21 protein-coding genes are annotated in these 17,247 nt (G+C 38.1%); 16 read left to right on the forward strand and 5 right to left on the reverse strand.

Annotated features, from left to right (window positions below):
- Window positions 1–20: 20 nt before the first annotated feature.
- From racE to IGL37_RS04295, 3 genes are read left to right on the forward strand one after another with little or no spacing between them, the layout of a single operon-like run.
- A complete protein-coding gene (gene racE / locus IGL37_RS04285) occupies window positions 21–848 on the forward strand; it encodes a glutamate racemase (RefSeq protein ID WP_002358027.1) in 828 nt (275 codons plus the stop codon).
- Entirely contained in the window at window positions 841–2,196 is a 1,356-nt protein-coding gene (gene rph, locus IGL37_RS04290; RefSeq protein ID WP_002358026.1) for a ribonuclease PH, read from the forward strand. Before racE ends, rph begins: the two co-directional genes overlap by 8 nt.
- Window positions 2,197–2,208: 12 nt before the next feature.
- Complete coding sequence (locus IGL37_RS04295; protein ID WP_002386618.1) at window positions 2,209–2,721, forward strand: metallophosphoesterase; 513 nt, start codon at window positions 2,209–2,211, stop codon at window positions 2,719–2,721.
- Window positions 2,722–2,814: 93 nt separating this feature from the next.
- Here IGL37_RS04295 and IGL37_RS04300 read toward each other — a convergent pair whose 3' ends face one another.
- Entirely contained in the window at window positions 2,815–3,579 is a 765-nt protein-coding gene (locus IGL37_RS04300) for a DeoR/GlpR family DNA-binding transcription regulator (RefSeq protein WP_002382117.1), read from the reverse strand.
- A 193-nt stretch (window positions 3,580–3,772) separates the two neighbouring features.
- Between IGL37_RS04300 and ulaG the strand changes: the two genes are divergently transcribed.
- The 10 genes from ulaG (at window position 3,773) to IGL37_RS04350 (ending at window position 12,080) form a co-directional block, all read left to right on the forward strand.
- Window positions 3,773–4,840 (forward strand): L-ascorbate 6-phosphate lactonase, encoded by a 1,068-nt coding sequence (gene ulaG, locus IGL37_RS04305; protein WP_016634750.1) that lies wholly within the window; start codon window positions 3,773–3,775, stop codon window positions 4,838–4,840.
- A gap of 17 nt (window positions 4,841–4,857) precedes the next feature.
- The gene (locus IGL37_RS04310) at window positions 4,858–5,316 is read left to right on the forward strand and encodes a PTS sugar transporter subunit IIA (RefSeq protein WP_002366459.1); all 459 of its coding nucleotides are present in this window, start codon (window positions 4,858–4,860) and stop codon (window positions 5,314–5,316) included.
- 12 nt (window positions 5,317–5,328) lie between these two features.
- Entirely contained in the window at window positions 5,329–6,816 is a 1,488-nt protein-coding gene (locus IGL37_RS04315) for a PTS ascorbate transporter subunit IIC (protein ID WP_002361608.1), read from the forward strand.
- Window positions 6,817–6,830: 14 nt separating this feature from the next.
- Window positions 6,831–7,130 carry a PTS sugar transporter subunit IIB gene (locus tag IGL37_RS04320; protein WP_002358018.1) on the forward strand — a complete coding sequence of 100 codons (300 nt, stop codon included), beginning with the start codon at window positions 6,831–6,833 and terminating at the stop codon, window positions 7,128–7,130.
- Between the two features lie 13 nt (window positions 7,131–7,143).
- Window positions 7,144–7,782, forward strand: a complete 639-nt coding sequence (locus tag IGL37_RS04325; protein WP_002381985.1) for a 3-keto-L-gulonate-6-phosphate decarboxylase UlaD — start codon at window positions 7,144–7,146, stop codon at window positions 7,780–7,782.
- A 4-nt stretch (window positions 7,783–7,786) separates the two neighbouring features.
- Window positions 7,787–8,647, forward strand: coding sequence for an L-ribulose-5-phosphate 3-epimerase (locus tag IGL37_RS04330; protein ID WP_002410357.1), 861 nt, complete (start codon window positions 7,787–7,789; stop codon window positions 8,645–8,647).
- The gene (locus IGL37_RS04335; protein ID WP_002378186.1) at window positions 8,637–9,347 is read left to right on the forward strand and encodes an L-ribulose-5-phosphate 4-epimerase; all 711 of its coding nucleotides are present in this window, start codon (window positions 8,637–8,639) and stop codon (window positions 9,345–9,347) included. The genes IGL37_RS04330 and IGL37_RS04335 overlap by 11 nt, the downstream gene beginning before the upstream one ends.
- A 256-nt stretch (window positions 9,348–9,603) precedes the next feature.
- Complete coding sequence (cbpB, locus tag IGL37_RS04340; RefSeq protein WP_002358013.1) at window positions 9,604–10,092, forward strand: cyclic-di-AMP-binding protein CbpB; 489 nt, start codon at window positions 9,604–9,606, stop codon at window positions 10,090–10,092.
- Between the two features lie 80 nt (window positions 10,093–10,172).
- Window positions 10,173–10,874, forward strand: a complete 702-nt coding sequence (gene dapD, locus IGL37_RS04345; protein WP_002410358.1) for a 2,3,4,5-tetrahydropyridine-2,6-dicarboxylate N-acetyltransferase — start codon at window positions 10,173–10,175, stop codon at window positions 10,872–10,874.
- 36 nt (window positions 10,875–10,910) lie between these two features.
- Window positions 10,911–12,080 carry an N-acetyldiaminopimelate deacetylase gene (locus IGL37_RS04350; RefSeq protein ID WP_033918043.1) on the forward strand — a complete coding sequence of 390 codons (1,170 nt, stop codon included), beginning with the start codon at window positions 10,911–10,913 and terminating at the stop codon, window positions 12,078–12,080.
- 44 nt (window positions 12,081–12,124) lie between these two features.
- Here the strand turns inward: IGL37_RS04350 and IGL37_RS04355 are convergent, their stop codons facing one another.
- Window positions 12,125–13,045 carry a mechanosensitive ion channel family protein gene (locus IGL37_RS04355; protein ID WP_002382128.1) on the reverse strand — a complete coding sequence of 307 codons (921 nt, stop codon included), beginning with the start codon at window positions 13,043–13,045 and terminating at the stop codon, window positions 12,125–12,127.
- Between the two features lie 169 nt (window positions 13,046–13,214).
- Here IGL37_RS04355 and IGL37_RS04360 point away from each other — a divergent pair, with 169 nt between their 5' ends.
- Both IGL37_RS04360 and IGL37_RS04365 read left to right on the forward strand, forming a co-directional pair.
- A complete protein-coding gene (locus tag IGL37_RS04360; protein WP_002358008.1) occupies window positions 13,215–13,577 on the forward strand; it encodes a hypothetical protein in 363 nt (120 codons plus the stop codon).
- A 28-nt stretch (window positions 13,578–13,605) separates the two neighbouring features.
- Window positions 13,606–14,478 (forward strand): aldo/keto reductase, encoded by an 873-nt coding sequence (locus IGL37_RS04365; RefSeq protein ID WP_002393437.1) that lies wholly within the window; start codon window positions 13,606–13,608, stop codon window positions 14,476–14,478.
- Between the two features lie 50 nt (window positions 14,479–14,528).
- Here IGL37_RS04365 and IGL37_RS04370 read toward each other — a convergent pair whose 3' ends face one another.
- Both IGL37_RS04370 and gloA read right to left on the reverse strand, forming a co-directional pair.
- Window positions 14,529–15,251: a gamma-glutamyl-gamma-aminobutyrate hydrolase family protein gene (locus IGL37_RS04370; RefSeq protein WP_002358005.1), complete on the reverse strand. Its 723-nt coding sequence runs from the start codon at window positions 15,249–15,251 to the stop codon at window positions 14,529–14,531.
- Window positions 15,252–15,393: 142 nt separating this feature from the next.
- Window positions 15,394–15,768, reverse strand: coding sequence for a lactoylglutathione lyase (gloA, locus tag IGL37_RS04375; protein ID WP_002358003.1), 375 nt, complete (start codon window positions 15,766–15,768; stop codon window positions 15,394–15,396).
- A gap of 148 nt (window positions 15,769–15,916) precedes the next feature.
- On the opposite strand from gloA, the gene IGL37_RS04380 reads away from it, so the two are divergent.
- A complete protein-coding gene (locus IGL37_RS04380; protein ID WP_002363716.1) occupies window positions 15,917–16,363 on the forward strand; it encodes an NUDIX hydrolase in 447 nt (148 codons plus the stop codon).
- Window positions 16,364–16,429: 66 nt separating this feature from the next.
- Here the strand turns inward: IGL37_RS04380 and yidA are convergent, their stop codons facing one another.
- Window positions 16,430–17,242: a sugar-phosphatase gene (gene yidA / locus IGL37_RS04385; protein ID WP_002361624.1), complete on the reverse strand. Its 813-nt coding sequence runs from the start codon at window positions 17,240–17,242 to the stop codon at window positions 16,430–16,432.
- Between the last annotated feature and the right edge of the window lie 5 nt (window positions 17,243–17,247).

The raw sequence follows: 17,247 nt of genomic DNA on the forward strand, positions 1-17,247 counted from the left end.
GAATAAAAGGCAAAGGTAGGATGAGAATGAGCAATCAAGAAGCCATTGGATTAATTGATTCTGGCGTTGGTGGATTAACTGTTTTAAAGGAAGCGCTAAAACAATTACCAAATGAACGATTAATTTATTTAGGAGATACAGCCCGTTGCCCATATGGTCCACGACCAGCCGAACAAGTCGTTCAGTTTACTTGGGAAATGGCCGATTTTTTATTGAAAAAACGAATAAAAATGCTAGTAATCGCATGTAATACCGCGACGGCTGTCGCATTAGAAGAAATTAAAGCTGCCTTGCCAATTCCAGTTGTCGGTGTTATTTTACCTGGCGCACGAGCAGCCGTTAAAGTCACAAAAAATAACAAAATTGGTGTCATAGGTACCTTAGGGACAATCAAAAGTGCTTCCTATGAAATCGCCATTAAAAGTAAGGCACCAGCAATTGAGGTGACTAGTTTAGCTTGCCCTAAATTTGTCCCCATTGTTGAAAGTAATCAATATCGTTCTTCCGTAGCAAAAAAAATTGTGGCAGAAACACTTCAAGCACTACAATTAAAAGGACTTGATACGTTGATTTTAGGTTGTACCCATTACCCGTTGTTACGTCCGGTGATTCAAAATGTGATGGGGAGTCATGTGACATTAATTGACTCAGGAGCCGAAACAGTTGGCGAAGTCAGCATGCTTCTCGATTATTTTGACATTGCCCACACGCCTGAAGCGCCTACACAGCCCCATGAATTTTATACAACTGGTTCTGCAAAAATGTTTGAAGAGATTGCAAGCAGTTGGCTTGGTATAGAGAACTTAAAAGCACAACAGATTCACTTAGGAGGAAACGAAAATGATTAGACATGATAGTCGTGCACCAAAAGAATTGCGAAAGATCACTATTGAAACCAATGTTTTTAAACATCCAGAAGGTTCGGTGGTTATTTCGTTTGGCGATACCAAAGTAATTTGCTCAGCCACTGTCGAAGAAAAGGTTCCCCCATTTTTACGAGGCGCGGGAACAGGTTGGGTAGCAGCTGAATATAGCATGCTCCCTCGCGCGACGAACACAAGAAATATTCGGGAAAGTGCGAAAGGAAAATTAACAGGGCGAACAATGGAGATTCAACGTTTGATTGGGCGGTCATTGCGAGCTGTTGTTGACTTAGAAAAGTTAGGGGAACGGAGCATTGTTGTCGATTGTGATGTGATTCAAGCAGATGGGGGAACCCGTACAGCTAGTATTACAGGCGCTTTTGTTGCTCTACGCTTAGCAGTCAATCATTTATTGATGACTGGTGCACTAGCGGAAGACCCAATTAAAGAGCATTTAGCTGCTGTCAGCGTGGGTATTTTACCCGATGGTTATTGTGTGCTGGACTTAGATTACGCAGAGGACTCGAATGCTGCAGTGGATATGAACATCGTGATGACCGAGTCTGGTGAATTTGTGGAAATTCAAGGAACGGGTGAAGAAGCTACCTTCTCAGGAGATGAGTTAAATGCCATGCTCTTTTATGGAAAAACAGGGATTGAGGAATTAATTGCGTATCAGAAAGAAGCGCTTTATGCTTTAGCCTCTGAAGAAGTCCCTTCGCAAGATTCAGAAGAGAAAGTGATTGTCATTGCGACTAGAAATCCTGGTAAAGCGAAAGAGTTTAGTTCAATTTTTGGTGAAAAAGGATATACAGTTAAGACGTTATTAGATTATCCGAATTTGCCAGATGTAGAAGAAACTGGTCGAACATTTGAAGAAAATGCTCGTCTAAAAGCTGAAACAATTGCAGAAATTTTACAGAAACCAGTACTAGCAGATGATTCAGGATTAATTGTTGATGCCTTAGGAGGAATGCCAGGGATTTATTCTGCTCGTTTTGCTGGTGAGCCAACTAACGATGCTTCAAATAATGCGAAACTACTACATGAGTTAACGGGCGTGCCAAAAGAAAAAAGACAAGCGCGTTTCCATTGTACATTGGTTTTTGCTGAACCAAAGAAAGAAAGTCTGGTGGTCGAAGCTGAATGGCCAGGAGAAGTCGGTACGATTCCTCGTGGTGAAGGAGGCTTTGGGTACGATTCACTTTTCTATGTTCCAGAGCTTGGTAAGACGGCAGCTGAATTGTCTGGAGAAGAGAAAAATAAAGTTAGTCATCGTGGACAAGCAGTGGCAAAATTAAAAGAACAATGGGAAGAATGGCTAAAAAAATAGGAGTTGAAACGTATGAAAATCTTGGTAGTAAGCGATAATCATGGCGACCGTGACTGTTTAGTTGATTTAGTGAATCATTATGAAGGACAAGTCGATGCACTCTTTCACTGTGGTGATTCTGAATTAGAACCGACAGATGAACTTTGGCAAAAATTCATTGTAGTCCAAGGAAATTGTGATTTTTATGATGAATTTCCCAAAACTGTGACTAAAAAAGTGGGGGATCAAGTTATTTATATGACACATGGTCATTTGGCCAATGTTAGAATGGGGCTCACGACACTTGCTTTACAAGCGGAAGAAGCAGGAGCGACAATTGCCTTATTTGGTCACACTCATGTACTCGGCGCAGAGCGACACAATAACATTCTCTTTGTTAATCCGGGAAGTATTCGTTTACCTCGTGGACCAGTTCAAGAGAAAACATATGCCATAATTGAAAGTACACCTGAACAATATCTCGTTCAGTATTATAACAAAGAGCACCAACCGTTGGAACGATTAAAGGCAACGTTTACGAAGTAAGTGAATGTTAAGAAATAAGTGCTACTTTTTTATTTATCAGATTTTGAGCGTAGGACAAAAATCTCTTTTTGATTTTTGTCCTACGCTCTTTTTTTAGTCGACTTGGATAACCTTTAAGCCGGTCTTACGAAGTTCTGTAATTAAAGTTGATGAGCAATGTTTGTCTGTAATCAAACAATCAAAAGCGGTAATATCAGCAATTTTAAATTTAGACGTCAAGCCGATTTTTCGATGGTCCGCGACCAGAATTTTTACTTTTGTTGTTTGTTTTATCATAAGCTCATTAATTTTTGCTTCATTGAAAATTTTTGTAGTGACGCCATGTTCTAAACTGACCCCGCTACAGCCAATTACGCAAACATCGGCATGCGTTGCGGTGATTGTGTTAATGGCAATATCTCCTACCAGAACTTCTTTGGGAAAACGTAATTCGCCTCCGGTCAAAATATAATTGTATTGAGAAACATGAGGCTTGGTGGCAATTTTTAAATTATTCGTTACGATGGTCAGATGGTCGGCCTTTAAATAATGGAGAATATTCAAAGCAGTGGAACTTGAATTAATGAAAACGGTATCATAATCACTTAGATAGCTACAAGCAACACGAGCAATGGCTTGTTTTAATAACTCCGGTCCTGATTGATCAAAGTCTTTCTGATTTTGGTCGTTGTAAATACAATACCCATATTTTCGAATGATGTCATTCTTAGTTTCTAAGACATTTAAATCACGACGAATTGTGCTTAAGGAAACATTTAAAGCATCTGCTAATTTATAGGTAGTCATTTGTTTGTTTTTTTGCAGCAGCGCGAGAATGTTTTGTTGCCTTTTTTCAATGGTTTCTAATGAACTTTTCAAGTAATACAACCTCCTTTAGTTATTTTTTTGGACACGGTCCCCCATGAAATAGTATAACTCATAGGAAAACAAAACACGTAAAAGAATCATTAAAAGTGCAAACAATCATATAAAAGGGTTTTCATTGTGATTTTTTGCGGCTATGATTTTCTTATAAAGCATAACACAATCATTTGAGAAGAGGAGTGGTAGCATGAGCAAATCGATTCATGAAATTACAAAAGAAAGTTGGTTGAAGGCGACATTTCCAGAATGGGGCACTTATTTAAACGAAGAAATTAATCAGACAAATGTGCTTCAAGGAACGGTTGCACTCTGGTGGCTTGGTTGTACAGGCATTTGGCTGAAAACGCATGAGAACACGAATATTTTATGTGATTTATGGTGTGGAACAGGAAAACAAACGCACGGGAACGGCTTAATGAAAAATGGCCATCAAATGATGCGCATGAGTGGTTGCCAAAAAATGCAACCTAATTTAAGAACACAACCTTTTGTGATTGATCCTTTTGAAATAAAAGAGGTAGATGCTTTAGTTGTCACACATATTCATTCAGACCATTTGGATATTCACACAGCTGCTGCTGTTCATCAAAATTGTCCTAAGGCTCTATTTATTGGTCCAAAAGAAGTAGTGAAAACATGGCAGCGTTGGGGTGTTCCGGCAGAAAAAACACGGGTTATAGAGCCTGGTCAAGAAATAAAAGTGAATGATGTGAATGTAGTGGCCTTGGAAGCTTTTGATCGAACCGCGCTAATTACTTCTGATGATCCTGAAAATACATTTAAAGGTAAAATGCCTCAGGACATGAATGAACTAGCTGTCAATTATCTATTTGAAACCTCAGGTGGTACGGTATATCACGCCGGAGACTCTCATTATTCTAACTTGTTTGCGAAACATGGTAATCAATATGCAATTGATGTTTGCTTAGGAGCATATGGCGAAAATCCTCGCGGTATCACAGATAAAATAACTTCTGTTGATATGTTGAGAATGGCAGAATCTTTAAATGCGAAAGTAGTCATTCCTGTTCATTATGATATTTGGTCTAATTTTATGGCGGATCCAAAAGAAATCATGGAAATTTGGAAATTTAAAAAAGATCGTTTACATTATCAATTTAAACCATATATTTGGCAAGTGGGTGGCAAATTTGTTTATCCAAATGACAAAGACAACTTAGAATTTAACTTTGATCGTGGCTTTGATGATGTTTTTGTTAAAGAAAATGATACACCATTTCCTTCATTCTTGTAAGAAAGGCTGGATGTACAATGTTAACTTATTTTTGGGAGCAAGAGCTTATTCATTACCCTGATAAAGAACCGGTTAGTTGGCAAGAGGCGATTCAGGAAAGTTGTTTGATTTTACTCCAAAAACACGTCATCGATCAGAGTTATGTCGATGAGATTATTCAGTGTGTCGAAACGTTTGGACCTTATATCATCATTGCTCCTGAAGTAGCCATGCCACATTCATCAGAGGAAAGCGCAGGCGTTTTTGGAACGGCCATTTCTTTTACAAAATTTAAGCAAGCAGTCACTTTTACTGGCGATCAAGAAGCAAAAACAGCAACATTATTTTTTACATTGGCAGCCCAAAATCCCGCCGAACATCTTGAAAATATTCAGCAATTGATGGATTTATTGATGACGGATGGCGTGATTGCTGACTTGTTAGAAACAAATACGCCAATGGATTTTAAAGAAGTTATGGAGAAATATCAATTATAGGGGGAAAAATCAATGGGGGAGTTCTTGTTAAATAGTTGGACTTATTTTGCTACGAACGTTTTAACACAGCCAGCATATTTGATTGGTTTCATCGTGTTATTAGGTTATCTCTTGTTACGGAGGCCCTTTTATGAATGTTTAGCAGGTTTTCTGAAAGCGACAGTTGGTTATTTTATTTTGAGTGTTGGTTCTGGTGGTTTGGTTAATAATTTTCGCCCTATTCTAGTAGGCTTGAAAGAGCGATTTAATTTACAGGCAATGGTTACCGATCCATATTTCGGGCAAAATGCAGTCGATGCTGGATTGATGAAAACCTTTGGACGAACCTTTGGTGATGTGATGATTTTGTTATTGATCGCATTTATTATGAATATTTTGTTGGTTCGTTTTCAAAAATATACAAAATTGAGAGCCGTTTTTACAACAGGGAATGTTCAGATTCAACAAGCAGCTACCGCTTTCTGGATTTTACTCTTTTGTTTTCCTAACTTAGGTAGAATCGAAGTACTAATTTTTATGGGCTTAATTCTTGGGTGTTATTGGGCAGTTGCTTCAAATTTAACGGTAGGGATTACGCAGGAATTAACAGAAGGTGCTGGTTTTGCGGTAGCCCATCAACAAATGTTTGGCATATTTATTTTTGCAAAATTAGCAGAATGGTTGAAAAAACGTGATCAAAAGAAACATCGTTCAGAGAAGGTCGATAAAAAATTGGAAGATATCGAATTACCAGGATTTCTATCCATTTTTAATGAAAATATGGTTGCTACGTCCATTTTGATGCTCTTTTTCTTTGGCATTATCTTGCTTGTTTTGGGACAAGATTATTTAATTCAAGCTAAATTTATGCAAGAAGGGCAGAGTTTCTTCTTTTATATCATGACCACTTCATTAAATTTTGCTGTCTATTTAGCTATCTTACAATTGGGTGTTAGAACCTTTGTCGACGAGTTGACGCAGTCATTCCAAGGGATTTCAAATACCATTTTACCAGGCGCTGTTCCTGGGATTGACGTAGCAGCGACTTTCGGATTTGGCTCGCCCAACGCAGTAACAATTGGGTTTCTCTTTGGCGCATTAGGCCAGTTTTTAATGATTGGCTTACTGATTCTATTAAAGTCTCCGACAATCGTTATTGCGGGTTTTATCCCATTGTTTTTTGATAACGCTGTCATAGCTGTTTATGCAAATAATCGTGGTGGAGTAAAAGCTGCTTGTTTATTCCCCTTCCTTTCAGGTTTAATCCAAGTAGGTGGCTCAGCTTTATTTGCTACATGGATTGGATTATCTCAATATGGCGGTTATTTGGGCATGTTCGATTGGGCAACAGCTTGGCCGTTATTTACAATCATTATGAAAGTTCTAGGCTATGTTGGCGTAGCAGTGGTGGTGATTGGGTTACTAATAATTCCGCAACTTCAGTATCGTAGAAATCCAGAAGGTTACTTTATGATTGTCAATGATTATGAACAATATGCTAAAAAATTTCAAGAGAATTAAAGGAGGAATTTGAAATGAGAATACTTGTTTCCTGTGCCAATGGTTCTGGCACGAGTCTAATGATGATGCGGAGTGTTGAAAAAGCAATGAAAGAACTAGGCGTACCGATTACAAAAATTCATCATTGCGCCATTTCAGAAGGAAAAAGCTCTGCTAGCCAATACGACGTTGTTTTTACTCCAGTCAATTTTTTACAAATGTTTCAGCAAGCAGAAAAACGTGGAGTCACAGTGATTGGCATTAAAAATGTAATGTCTGCAAAAGAAATTCAAGAAAAATATATGGCTTCAGATCGTTATCAAAAATCTGAATAAAAGGGTGGGAAAGATGAAAAGACCAAACTTACAAATCGCTTTAGATCATAATAGCTTAGAAGACGCTTTAGCAGATTGTATGAAAGTTGGAGAAATTGTCGATATTATCGAAGTTGGCACTATTTTGTGTTTACAAGAAGGCCAAAAAGCAATTCGTTGTTTAAAACGCATGTTTCCTAATAAAACGATTGTTGCTGATACAAAATGTGCTGATGCGGGTGGTACAGTTGCTCGTAATGTCGCACAAGCAGGCGCTGATTTCATGACGGTCATTTGTTGCGCCACCTTACCAACGATGGCTGCAGCTCAAAAAGAAGTCCGAGAATTACAAGTAGAACTATATGGAAATTGGACAATGCAACAAGCTCGACAATGGCGAGAATTAGGGATTAATCAGGTGATTTATCATCAAAGTAGAGATGCTCTTTTAGCTGGCGGCAGCTGGGGAGAAAAAGATTTGAATAAAGTTCAAGAACTAATTGACTTAGGCTTTGAAGTGTCCGTCACAGGTGGTTTAACTGTCGAAACGCTTGAATTGTTTCAAACAATGGCAGTTGCAACATTTATTGCGGGCCGTGGGATTACCGAATCAAAAAATCCTGAACAAGCAGCCAAAGATTTTCAAAAAAAAATCGATCAGATTTGGAAGTGATAAAATGGCACGAATTGGACTGTATGAAAAAGCACTCCCGCAAAATTTAACTTGGGCAGAACGATTAACATGGGCCAAAAAGTTAGGGTTTGATTTTTTAGAAATGTCAATTGATGAATCCGATGAACGTTTAGCACGATTGGCTTGGACACCAAGCCAGTTACAAGAACTTTATCAATTAATGGTGAAAGAAGATTTTTTTATCCATTCTTTGTGTTTAAGTGGTCATCGGCGGTTTCCTTTAGGCTCTTTAAATAAAGAAACACGTGAAAAAGGGCGGAAAATTTTATCTCAAGCGATTCGTTTGGCTCATCAATTAAACATACGGGTAATTCAAATAGCTGGCTATGACGTCTTTTACGAAGAAAAAACTGCCGAAACAAGGGAATTTTTTCTTCAAGGTCTGAAAAAGGGCGTTGAGGAAGCTGCACAATACGGTGTCATTCTGGCTGTTGAGATTATGGATGACCCTTTTATGAATAGCATACAAAAATTTCTAGAAATTAAGGAACAAATTCCGTCTCCTTTTTTGCATGTTTATCCTGATTTAGGTAATTTGTCTGCTTGGCCGGAAAATAATCCGGCGGTTGAGCTTGAAAAGGGAATTGCTGAAATCGCTGCTATTCACTTAAAAGATACCTTCGCTGTAACAGACACATTTGAAGGGAAGTTTCGGGAAGTTACTTTTGGAGAAGGCTGTGTTGATTTTACAGGCTTATTGAAAACACTCAAGCGGTTAAACTATAGTGGTCCTTTTTTAATTGAAATGTGGAATGAAACGGATTTGAATTTTCAAGAAAAAATTCAAGCCGCGCAGCAGTATCTCTATCCCAAATTAGCAGAGGTGGGTTATTATGAACAATAAAGCGATCATCCAAGCAATGAAACAACGTGTTTATGAAGCGAATCTGGCTTTGCCAAAACTGGGCTTAGTCAAATTAACGTGGGGCAATGTTAGTGAAATCAATCGGTCATTAGGAATTATCGTAATTAAACCAAGCGGCGTCAAATATCAAGAAATGACCAAGGAACAGATGGTAGTGACTGATTTAAAGGGACAACTATTGGAAACCAATGCATTAAAGCCGTCTTCTGATTTACCCACGCATCTTTATCTTTATCAAAAAATGCCAGAAATTGGAGCGATTGCGCACACGCACTCCCTGAATAGTGTTACGTGGGCTCAAGCAGGGCGAGCCTTACCTCCTTACGGTACCACCCATGCGGATGCTTTTTATGGCGCTGTACCTTGCACAAGAGCGCTCTATGAAAGTGAAATTAAAGAAAACTATGAAGAAGAGACTGGCAAAGTCATTGTTGAAACATTTCATGAACAAGAACTAGATCCTTTAGCAGTTCCAGGAGTGCTAGTTTATGGACATGGCCCATTTACTTGGGGAATGACTCCGGAAAAAGCAGTTGAAAACAGTTTGATTTTAGATGAAATCTGTTCAATGGCACGTTTGACGGAAATAATTAATCCAGCTGTTGAACCAATTGATCATTTTTTATTGGATAAACACTATCTTAGAAAACATGGGATTTCCGCTTATTATGGTCAGTGATGGCTGTGATGAAACGTGTGAAAAAGAAGGATAATTGACTGATTAATTGGTCTTTTATAAAAACTTAGTTGTCTGTTATGGGACAACTAAGTTTTTATTTTTTTAAGAAAGCGTTCTCTTTTTTTGGAGAGAATAGAACAAAACGTTAATTTTCGTTTGTTAAGTTATGAAGAATTTGCGAATTCCAAGACTTTTTCCGCAGAATTAGGTACAATAAGTTACGTGTTAAAGAATTAGAAATGGAGGCAACCCAATCATGATAGGGACTGCTGTAAAAGAATTATTATTAGAAAAACAAGAAACGTTTTTAGTACCCGCCGAAAATGTCGCCAACGTAATGTGTTTAAATCCATTAAGTCATGCGGCATTAGTCTTATCGCAAGTTCGCTATTCCAAGATTCCTGTGTTAGATAAGGGAGATCGCTTTGTTGGCTTAATTGGCTTGACAGACGTTGTAGATAAAATGTTTGATTTGACTTCAGTGGATTTTGAAAAATTGAATGAATTTACTGTGGCCGATGTAATGGAAGTCAATGTTCCTGTAATTGGTGAATCGTGGGATTTAGAAGAAGTGTTACATTTATTAGTAGATGCTTCTTTTTTACCAGTGGTTGATGATAATCAACGCTTTAAAGGTATCATTACACGCAAAGAAATTTTAAAAGCGGTCAATCATATGGCGCATGAATTAGAAAAACATCATCTTGTTCTGCCTAAATCAGAAGAAGAAATGAAAGTAATTTAAATAAAACGCAAGAAACTCTTTACTTTTTTCTCATAAATGCGTTATTCTGTATGATAACACGAAGTAAAGGAGTGCTGTGATTGGACGCATATGAGATTATTCAGTATATTGGCGATGCCAAAAAGCAAACGCCTGTTAAAGTAACACTGAAAGGGCAATTAAAAGAAGTCACGTTTCCGGAAACAATTAAGGTCTTTAATAATTGTAAAATTGGGACATTGTTTGGCGATTGGGCTGACGTAAAACCTTTTTTAGAAGCAAACAAAGAAAAAATTGAGGATTATGTTGTAGAAAACGATGCACGTAACTCAGCAATTCCTTTTCTTGATCTGAAAGACATTAATGCTCGGATTGAACCAGGTGCTTTGATTCGCGAAAAAGTTGAAATTGGCGATCAAGCGGTGATTATGATGGGGGCTATTCTAAATATTGGCGCCGTCGTTGGTGCAGGGACTATGATTGATATGGGCGCTGTTTTGGGCGGTCGTGCAACTGTAGGGAAGCATTGTCATATTGGCGCAGGAACGGTTTTAGCTGGTGTCATTGAACCACCAAGTGCCGCACCTGTGGTTATTGAAAACGAGGTTGTCATTGGAGCGAATGCGGTCGTACTAGAAGGGGTTCGTGTTGGTGAAGGTGCCGTTGTGGCTGCTGGGGCAGTAGTTGTGGAAGACGTTCCAGCGCATACCGTTGTTGCAGGCGTGCCAGCAAAAGTAATTAAACAAATTGATGATAAAACCAAGAGTAAAACAGAGATTTTAGAAGAATTACGTAAACTCTAAAAATAAATTAGTCAGTCGCGATGAAGAAACTTCTTCATGGCGGCTTTCGATTACCCAAAAAATGAAGGAGTGGCTTTTGTGGAGCAAGAAGAATTAATTGCGATTAGACGGCAACTACATCAAATACCTGAAATCGGTTTAGAAGAAAAGGAAACACAAGCCTTTTTACTTAATGAAATTGATAAAATGAAGCAACCTTATCTGCAAGTTCGAACATGGCAAACGGGGATTTTAGTCTTCATAGAAGGCAAAAATCCTCAGAAAACCATCGGCTGGCGTGCTGATATTGATGGTTTGCCTATTCAAGAGGAAGTGGTTTCTGCTTTTCAATCAAAACGACCAGGGTTTATGCATGCCTGTGGGCACGATTTTCACATGACAATCGGTTTAGGGATTTTGAAAGAATTAAGTCAACAGCAACCAGACAATAACTTTTTATTTTTATTTCAACCTGCTGAAGAAAATGAAGCAGGGGGGATGTTGATGTATGAAGACCATGCGTTTGGTGAGTGGTTACCTGATGAATTTTATGCGCTTCATGTTAATCCTGATTTGCCAGTCGGAACTATTAGTACCAGAGTAGGGACATTGTTTGCTGCCACTTGTGAAGTGAACATTACCTTAAAAGGAAAAGGTGGACATGCGGCTTTTCCGCATCAAGCGAATGATATGGTCTTAGCGGCCACCAATTTAATTCAGCAAGCGCAAACGATCGTTAGTCGAAATGTTGATCCTGTGGTTGGGGCAGTCGTTACTTTTGGGACTTTTCATGCAGGGACTGCCTGCAATGTGATTGCCGAAGAAGCAACTTTATCTGGTACAATTCGCACATTGACAGCAGAAACTAATGAACAAACGCAGCGAAGAATTCGCGAAATTAGTGAAGGTATTGCGCAATCTTTTCAATGTGAAGTAACTGTTCATCTTGATCAGAAAGGGTATTTACCTGTAGTGAATGAGCCCGCATGTACCACGAATTTTATTGAATATATAAGCAAACAAGCAACAGTTCAATTTCAACAAGCACCGGTTGCAATGACAGGTGAAGATTTTGGCTATCTATTGTCTAAAGTCCCAGGCACGATGTTTTGGTTAGGCGTGGCAAGTCCCTACAGCCTTCATTCTGCTAAGTTTGAACCGAACGAAGAGGCGTTATTGTTTGGAGTGGAGGCAGTTAGTGGGTTTTTAAAATCATTGGACAATTAGAAAAACAGCCACCAGATAACTAATAAATATCTGGTGGCTGTTTTTTATTTTGCAATAATGGGCGTATTGGGAATCGTAAAGCCGGCCTCTGTTAATGCTTTGATATATTGAGCTAGAAATTCTTCTTTGACCGCAAATTGTTTGCCGTTTAGTACATACATGGTCGTTCGCACCGCAAAGTTACCATTGCCTAAATCGACCATACCAAAAATATCTGGCCCAGTTTGAATACTTTCGATATACTTTTCTTTTAACGTTTCATTGACTTCTGTAATCACTTCACAAATTTTTTCATAACCTTCTTCAGGATTGATGCGGACATCAATTAACACTTGCATATTGGCACGAGACAGGTTACTGATTGTGGTGATGTTTCGGTTTGGAATAAAATGAACAGTTCCATCAACCGCTTTAATTTGAGTGGTTCGTAATCCGACAGAAGTAACAGTTCCTTCAATATTTAACGCCAATAAGCGAATATAATCACCTACATCCATTTGTTGTTCTAAAATAATGAAAAATCCGGTAATTAAGTCATTCATGAATCCTTGAGCCCCTAAACCAATGGCAACACCGGCAATTCCCGCTCCAGCTAATAATGAGCCAACAGGCACACCGACAATGGTCAAAAGAGAATAGATGAAGAAAAAGAACAGCGTATATTGAAATGCATTAATGATTAAAGTGTGTAATGTTTTTAAACGGCTTTCACTAAAATGTTGCTTTTTACTATAATTTGCATAGGTGCGATCAATTAAATATTTCCCGATTCGCTGAATAATAAAAAATAGAAAAATTAAAAATAAAATTGATAAACTTTTTTCAATTAAGGTAGCGACAATGGCATCCCAATTAATATTGTTCCAAAAGCGTTGTAGCGCGCTCACTTTTTTTACGGTCGCTTCTGCTAAATCAGGAGCAGAAGAATCGACTGTTTCAGTACTGGCTAAACCAAGTATCAACATAAAAATCCAACTTTCTCTAAAATTTCTTCTTTTAGTATACTAAATCTCTCGGCGAAAGGGGAAGAAAATAGAAAGTTTTTTTAAAGACTTAACATGTTTTTTTAGGAATGTTATAATTTTGTAAATAAATAATATATTTTATAATTTTGTTAAAGGTTGTGAGTGCTGCGTGAAAGTTTCAATTGAATGGGCAAAAAATGATTTACTTTCTAAATTACCTGTAACAATTTTTATTGATGAGCGATGTGCTACTCGCTTGACGGCTGACAAGCGACGAACATTTATCTTCCATAATCCAGTCGCTTTACGATTAGGGAGTCGTTTTTTTAGTAGTCAGATAATCGAAATTGCGGAATCATGTACATTGAAAGTTTCCTTTAATTGGTCCTGTGTTTATCTCTTTTGTATCTGGTTACTTGCAGTTAAACTGTGGATTGGAAGCGTTAGCGGTCGAACAATTGTAGTTGTAGCACTAATCGGAGTGCTGACTTATTGGCGTCGTTACTTATTAAAAATAAAGAAAATGACCTGACAAGTCGTGATTGTTTCGTGAAAGAAGAATGCGTAGTATACTAAAAGTAATGAAAATGAAGGGACTGAAGAAACACATGACTTTGGATAAAACAAAAAAATTAGCAAACGGCAATGAAATGCCACGCCTAGGTTTAGGTGTTTGGCGTGTAGAAGATGGCTCAGAAGCAACAAATTCAGTAAAATGGGCTTTAGAAGCGGGTTATCGCTTGATTGATACGGCAGCCGTTTATAAAAACGAAGTAGGGGTGGGCGAAGGCATTCGTCAATCGGGTATTCCCCGCGAAGAAATTTTCGTGACGACGAAATTATGGAATGAAGATCAAGGCTATGAAAATGCGATTAAAGCGTTTGATAAAAGCTTAGAAAAATTAGGGCTAGACTATGTTGATTTATATTTAATTCACTGGCCTGTTGCTGGTAAATATAAAGAATCATGGAAAGCATTAGAAGAAATTTACGCAAGTGGTCGTGCCAAAGCAATTGGCGTTTCCAATTTTCATCAACATCATTTGGAAGATTTATTAACAGAAGCAAATGTTGTGCCAATGGTGGATCAAATTGAATTACATCCTACGTTAACACAAGAACCGCTACGAAAATATTTAGCCGAAAATAAGATTGCCGTGGAGGCTTGGTCTCCTCTAGGACAAGGTAATTTATTATCTGAACCAGTACTAGTGAAAATTGGTGAAAAATATGGTAAATCAGCGGCCCAAGTGATTATTCGTTGGCACTTACAAAATGATATTATCGTGATTCCTAAATCTGTTCACGAAAAAAGAATTCAGGAAAATTTTGCTGTCTTTGATTTTGAATTAACACCAGAAGAAATAACCGCAATTAATCAGTTAAATAAGGATCATCGTTTTGGTGCAGATCCAGATAATTTTGATTTTTAAGTATGATAGCAAGTAAAAACGGAGGGGCGAAAGACGTCCCTCCGTTTTTACTATAATTTTTGAACAAAGTAGTTAAAGAGTGCTTGGGATTTGGCATCACGTGCGTACATTAGTTCAGGATGCCATTGAACAGCTAATAAAGGCTGCTGTTCATTTGTTGATTCCACTGCTTCTGCAAGGCCATCAGAGGACCAAGCAGTAACGCGTAAATCTTTTCCTAAAGTATGTAGTGCTTGGTGATGGTACGAGTTGACTTGACCAGTTGTACCATATATGTTTGATAATTGACTGTCTGGTTCAACATCAATACGATGCGTCGCAAAGATTGGTTGAGTGGGTTGTTGTCCGTGCTTAACTGACCATTGAGGATACATCGATAAATCTTGATATAATGTGCCACCTAAAGCAACATTGACTAATTGCATTCCACGGCAAACCGCAAAAATAGGTTTGTTTTGTTTTAAGGCTTCTTCAATTAGGGCTAATTCAAACTCGTCACGATCACGATTCGTTTCTTCTAATTTTATATGGGGTTCTTGTCCGTAAAATTCAGGGGCAACATCTTGACCGCCTGCTAAAAGTAGTTTATCAATTTGTTGTATATACGTAGCGGCTAATTCTTTGGGGCCAATTGGCAAAACGAGAGGAACGCCACCTGCGGCTTGAACAGCGCTAACAAAACCTTGTGGGGTGTAAGTCACTTGGTTACCGTGAAACACTTCAGCTGCCTGCAAAAGTTGATTGCCAGCGATTCCAATAATTTTTTTTGTCATAATAACATCACATCCTCAATAAATTCATACGTTCTATTGTAGCACTTTTTTTGAAAAAAGTGTTTGAGAAGAAGTCGAGACAAGTTTTGTCTCGGACAGCTCTCAAACACAAAAAGCTCAGTAAGTGAACAAGTGAAACTTTTTAACGTTCACGAATGACTTCGATTTTATAACCATCTGGGTCGACAACAAAGTAATAAGATGGTGCAGTTCCAGGTAAGCCTTTTAAGTCAGTGACAGTTAAGCCAGCCGCTTGATGTTTTTCGTGTAATCCTTCTAAATCATCTGTACTGATGGCGATATGACCATAACCGTTTCCTAAATCGTATGCTTCATGATCATAATTATAAGTTAGTTCTAGTTCGTAGTCGTCTCCTGGTAAAGTTAGATAAACCAAAGTAAATTTATTTTCTGGAAAATCACGACGGCGACTTTCTTCAAAATTGAAGGCTTTTTGATAGAAATCTAATGATGCCTCTAAATCTTTTACACGCACACATGTATGAGCCATTTTCATAGTTAAAAACTCCCTTTCAAACTTAATTATATTTCCAACGTTAATAGTAGCATAGATAAACGTGAAATGTAGAGAAAAACGCTTGGTTTCTGACTTGTTCTAAAGGAATTTCTCAGGTAAAATAGATGAAAAGAGAAGAGGTGCGCCAATGAAAACGCCAACGTTTGGAAAAAGAGAAGAGACATTGACCTATCAAACAAGATATGCTGCATACATTATTGTTTCAAAGCCAGAAAATAACACAATGGTTCTGGTACAAGCGCCAAATGGAGCTTATTTTTTACCAGGAGGCGAAATTGAAGGCACCGAAACGAAAGAAGAAGCGATCCATCGAGAAGTGCTAGAAGAATTAGGAATTAGTGTAGAAATTGGCCGTTATTTAGGGGAAGCTGATGAATATTTTTATTCGAACCATCGCCAAACGGCCTATTATAATCCTGGCTATTTTTATGTAGCGAATACTTGGCGGCAACTTAGCGAACCCTTAGAAAGGACCAATACTTTACACTGGGTTGCACCAGAAGAAGCAGTCCGTTTATTAAAAAGAGGAAGCCACCGTTGGGCCGTTGAAAAATGGCTAGCGGCAGCATCATAAAATAACAACGAATAACCCTCAATCTATGTTGATTAGATTGAGGGTTATTGTTATTGAAAAGAATGTTTAAATTAAAACCATTTTTTCAATAATTTGAGCGACACCATCTTCGTCATTACTAGTGGTATGCACATCGGCAATTGTTTTAACATTTTCTGTCGCATTGCCCATCGCAACACCAATCCCAGCGTAATCAATCATGGATAAGTCATTTTCATTGTCACCAATGGCCATCACTTCGTCTTTATTTAAGCCTAAATGGTCTGCCAATTTTGCTAGAGCATTGCCTTTGCTAGCATTTTTATTCATGATTTCATAGTAAAAAGGCGTACTTTTAACAGTCGTATATTTTTCGGTAAAATGTAATGGTAATTTTGCAATGGCAGGATCTAAAACTTCCGGCTCATCAATCATCATCATTTTAATAATGTTCATCTCTGGTGTCATTTCATCCACCGTACGATATTTCAAAGGCATGTTCACTAAAGATGCTTCGTGAATCGTATATTTACCAATATTGCGATTGGCAGTGTAAATAGCGGAATCATCAATTGTATGCAAGTGAGCGCCGACTTTACGAGAATACATTTCAATTTCTAAAAAATCCTCATAACTCAAGGTATAGCGTGAAATAATCGTATTATCTTTGGTTGCTTGGACAAGCGAACCGTTGTAGGTAATCACGAAATCATTTTCACCATATAAGGCTAATTCATCCAATTGTTCTTTCACGCCTGGCAAAGGACGGCCTGTACATAAAACAATACGAACGCCTTGATCATTTGCTTTTTGGAGCGCTTCTTTGACCCGTGGGGTAATCTTGTGTTGTGAATTTAGCAATGTTCCGTCGATATCAATAGCAACTAACTTAATTGACATAGAAT

This window comes from Enterococcus sp. AZ119, assembly GCF_050546175.1.
Taxonomy (GTDB): Bacteria; Bacillota; Bacilli; order Lactobacillales; family Enterococcaceae; genus Enterococcus; species Enterococcus faecalis.

Excerpts from the sequence above, each read along its gene's own strand:
- gloA (WP_002358003.1), bottom strand. The coding sequence starts at position 15,768 with ATGAAAATGGCTCATACATGTGTGCGTGTAAAAGATTTAGAGGCATCA.
- IGL37_RS04315 (WP_002361608.1), top strand. The coding sequence starts at position 5,329 with ATGGGGGAGTTCTTGTTAAATAGTTGGACTTATTTTGCTACGAACGTT.
- cbpB (WP_002358013.1), top strand. The coding sequence starts at position 9,604 with ATGATAGGGACTGCTGTAAAAGAATTATTATTAGAAAAACAAGAAACG.
- IGL37_RS04380 (WP_002363716.1), top strand. The coding sequence starts at position 15,917 with ATGAAAACGCCAACGTTTGGAAAAAGAGAAGAGACATTGACCTATCAA.
- IGL37_RS04355 (WP_002382128.1), bottom strand. The coding sequence starts at position 13,045 with ATGTTGATACTTGGTTTAGCCAGTACTGAAACAGTCGATTCTTCTGCT.
- IGL37_RS04330 (WP_002410357.1), top strand. The coding sequence starts at position 7,787 with ATGGCACGAATTGGACTGTATGAAAAAGCACTCCCGCAAAATTTAACT.
- IGL37_RS04325 (WP_002381985.1), top strand. The coding sequence starts at position 7,144 with ATGAAAAGACCAAACTTACAAATCGCTTTAGATCATAATAGCTTAGAA.
- IGL37_RS04370 (WP_002358005.1), bottom strand. The coding sequence starts at position 15,251 with ATGACAAAAAAAATTATTGGAATCGCTGGCAATCAACTTTTGCAGGCA.
- IGL37_RS04365 (WP_002393437.1), top strand. The coding sequence starts at position 13,606 with ATGCGTAGTATACTAAAAGTAATGAAAATGAAGGGACTGAAGAAACAC.
- IGL37_RS04320 (WP_002358018.1), top strand. The coding sequence starts at position 6,831 with ATGAGAATACTTGTTTCCTGTGCCAATGGTTCTGGCACGAGTCTAATG.
- rph (WP_002358026.1), top strand. The coding sequence starts at position 841 with ATGATTAGACATGATAGTCGTGCACCAAAAGAATTGCGAAAGATCACT.
- ulaG (WP_016634750.1), top strand. The coding sequence starts at position 3,773 with ATGAGCAAATCGATTCATGAAATTACAAAAGAAAGTTGGTTGAAGGCG.
- racE (WP_002358027.1), top strand. The coding sequence starts at position 21 with ATGAGAATGAGCAATCAAGAAGCCATTGGATTAATTGATTCTGGCGTT.
- IGL37_RS04350 (WP_033918043.1), top strand. The coding sequence starts at position 10,911 with ATGGCGGCTTTCGATTACCCAAAAAATGAAGGAGTGGCTTTTGTGGAG.
- IGL37_RS04310 (WP_002366459.1), top strand. The coding sequence starts at position 4,858 with ATGTTAACTTATTTTTGGGAGCAAGAGCTTATTCATTACCCTGATAAA.
- yidA (WP_002361624.1), bottom strand. The coding sequence starts at position 17,242 with ATGTCAATTAAGTTAGTTGCTATTGATATCGACGGAACATTGCTAAAT.
- IGL37_RS04295 (WP_002386618.1), top strand. The coding sequence starts at position 2,209 with ATGAAAATCTTGGTAGTAAGCGATAATCATGGCGACCGTGACTGTTTA.
- IGL37_RS04335 (WP_002378186.1), top strand. The coding sequence starts at position 8,637 with ATGAACAATAAAGCGATCATCCAAGCAATGAAACAACGTGTTTATGAA.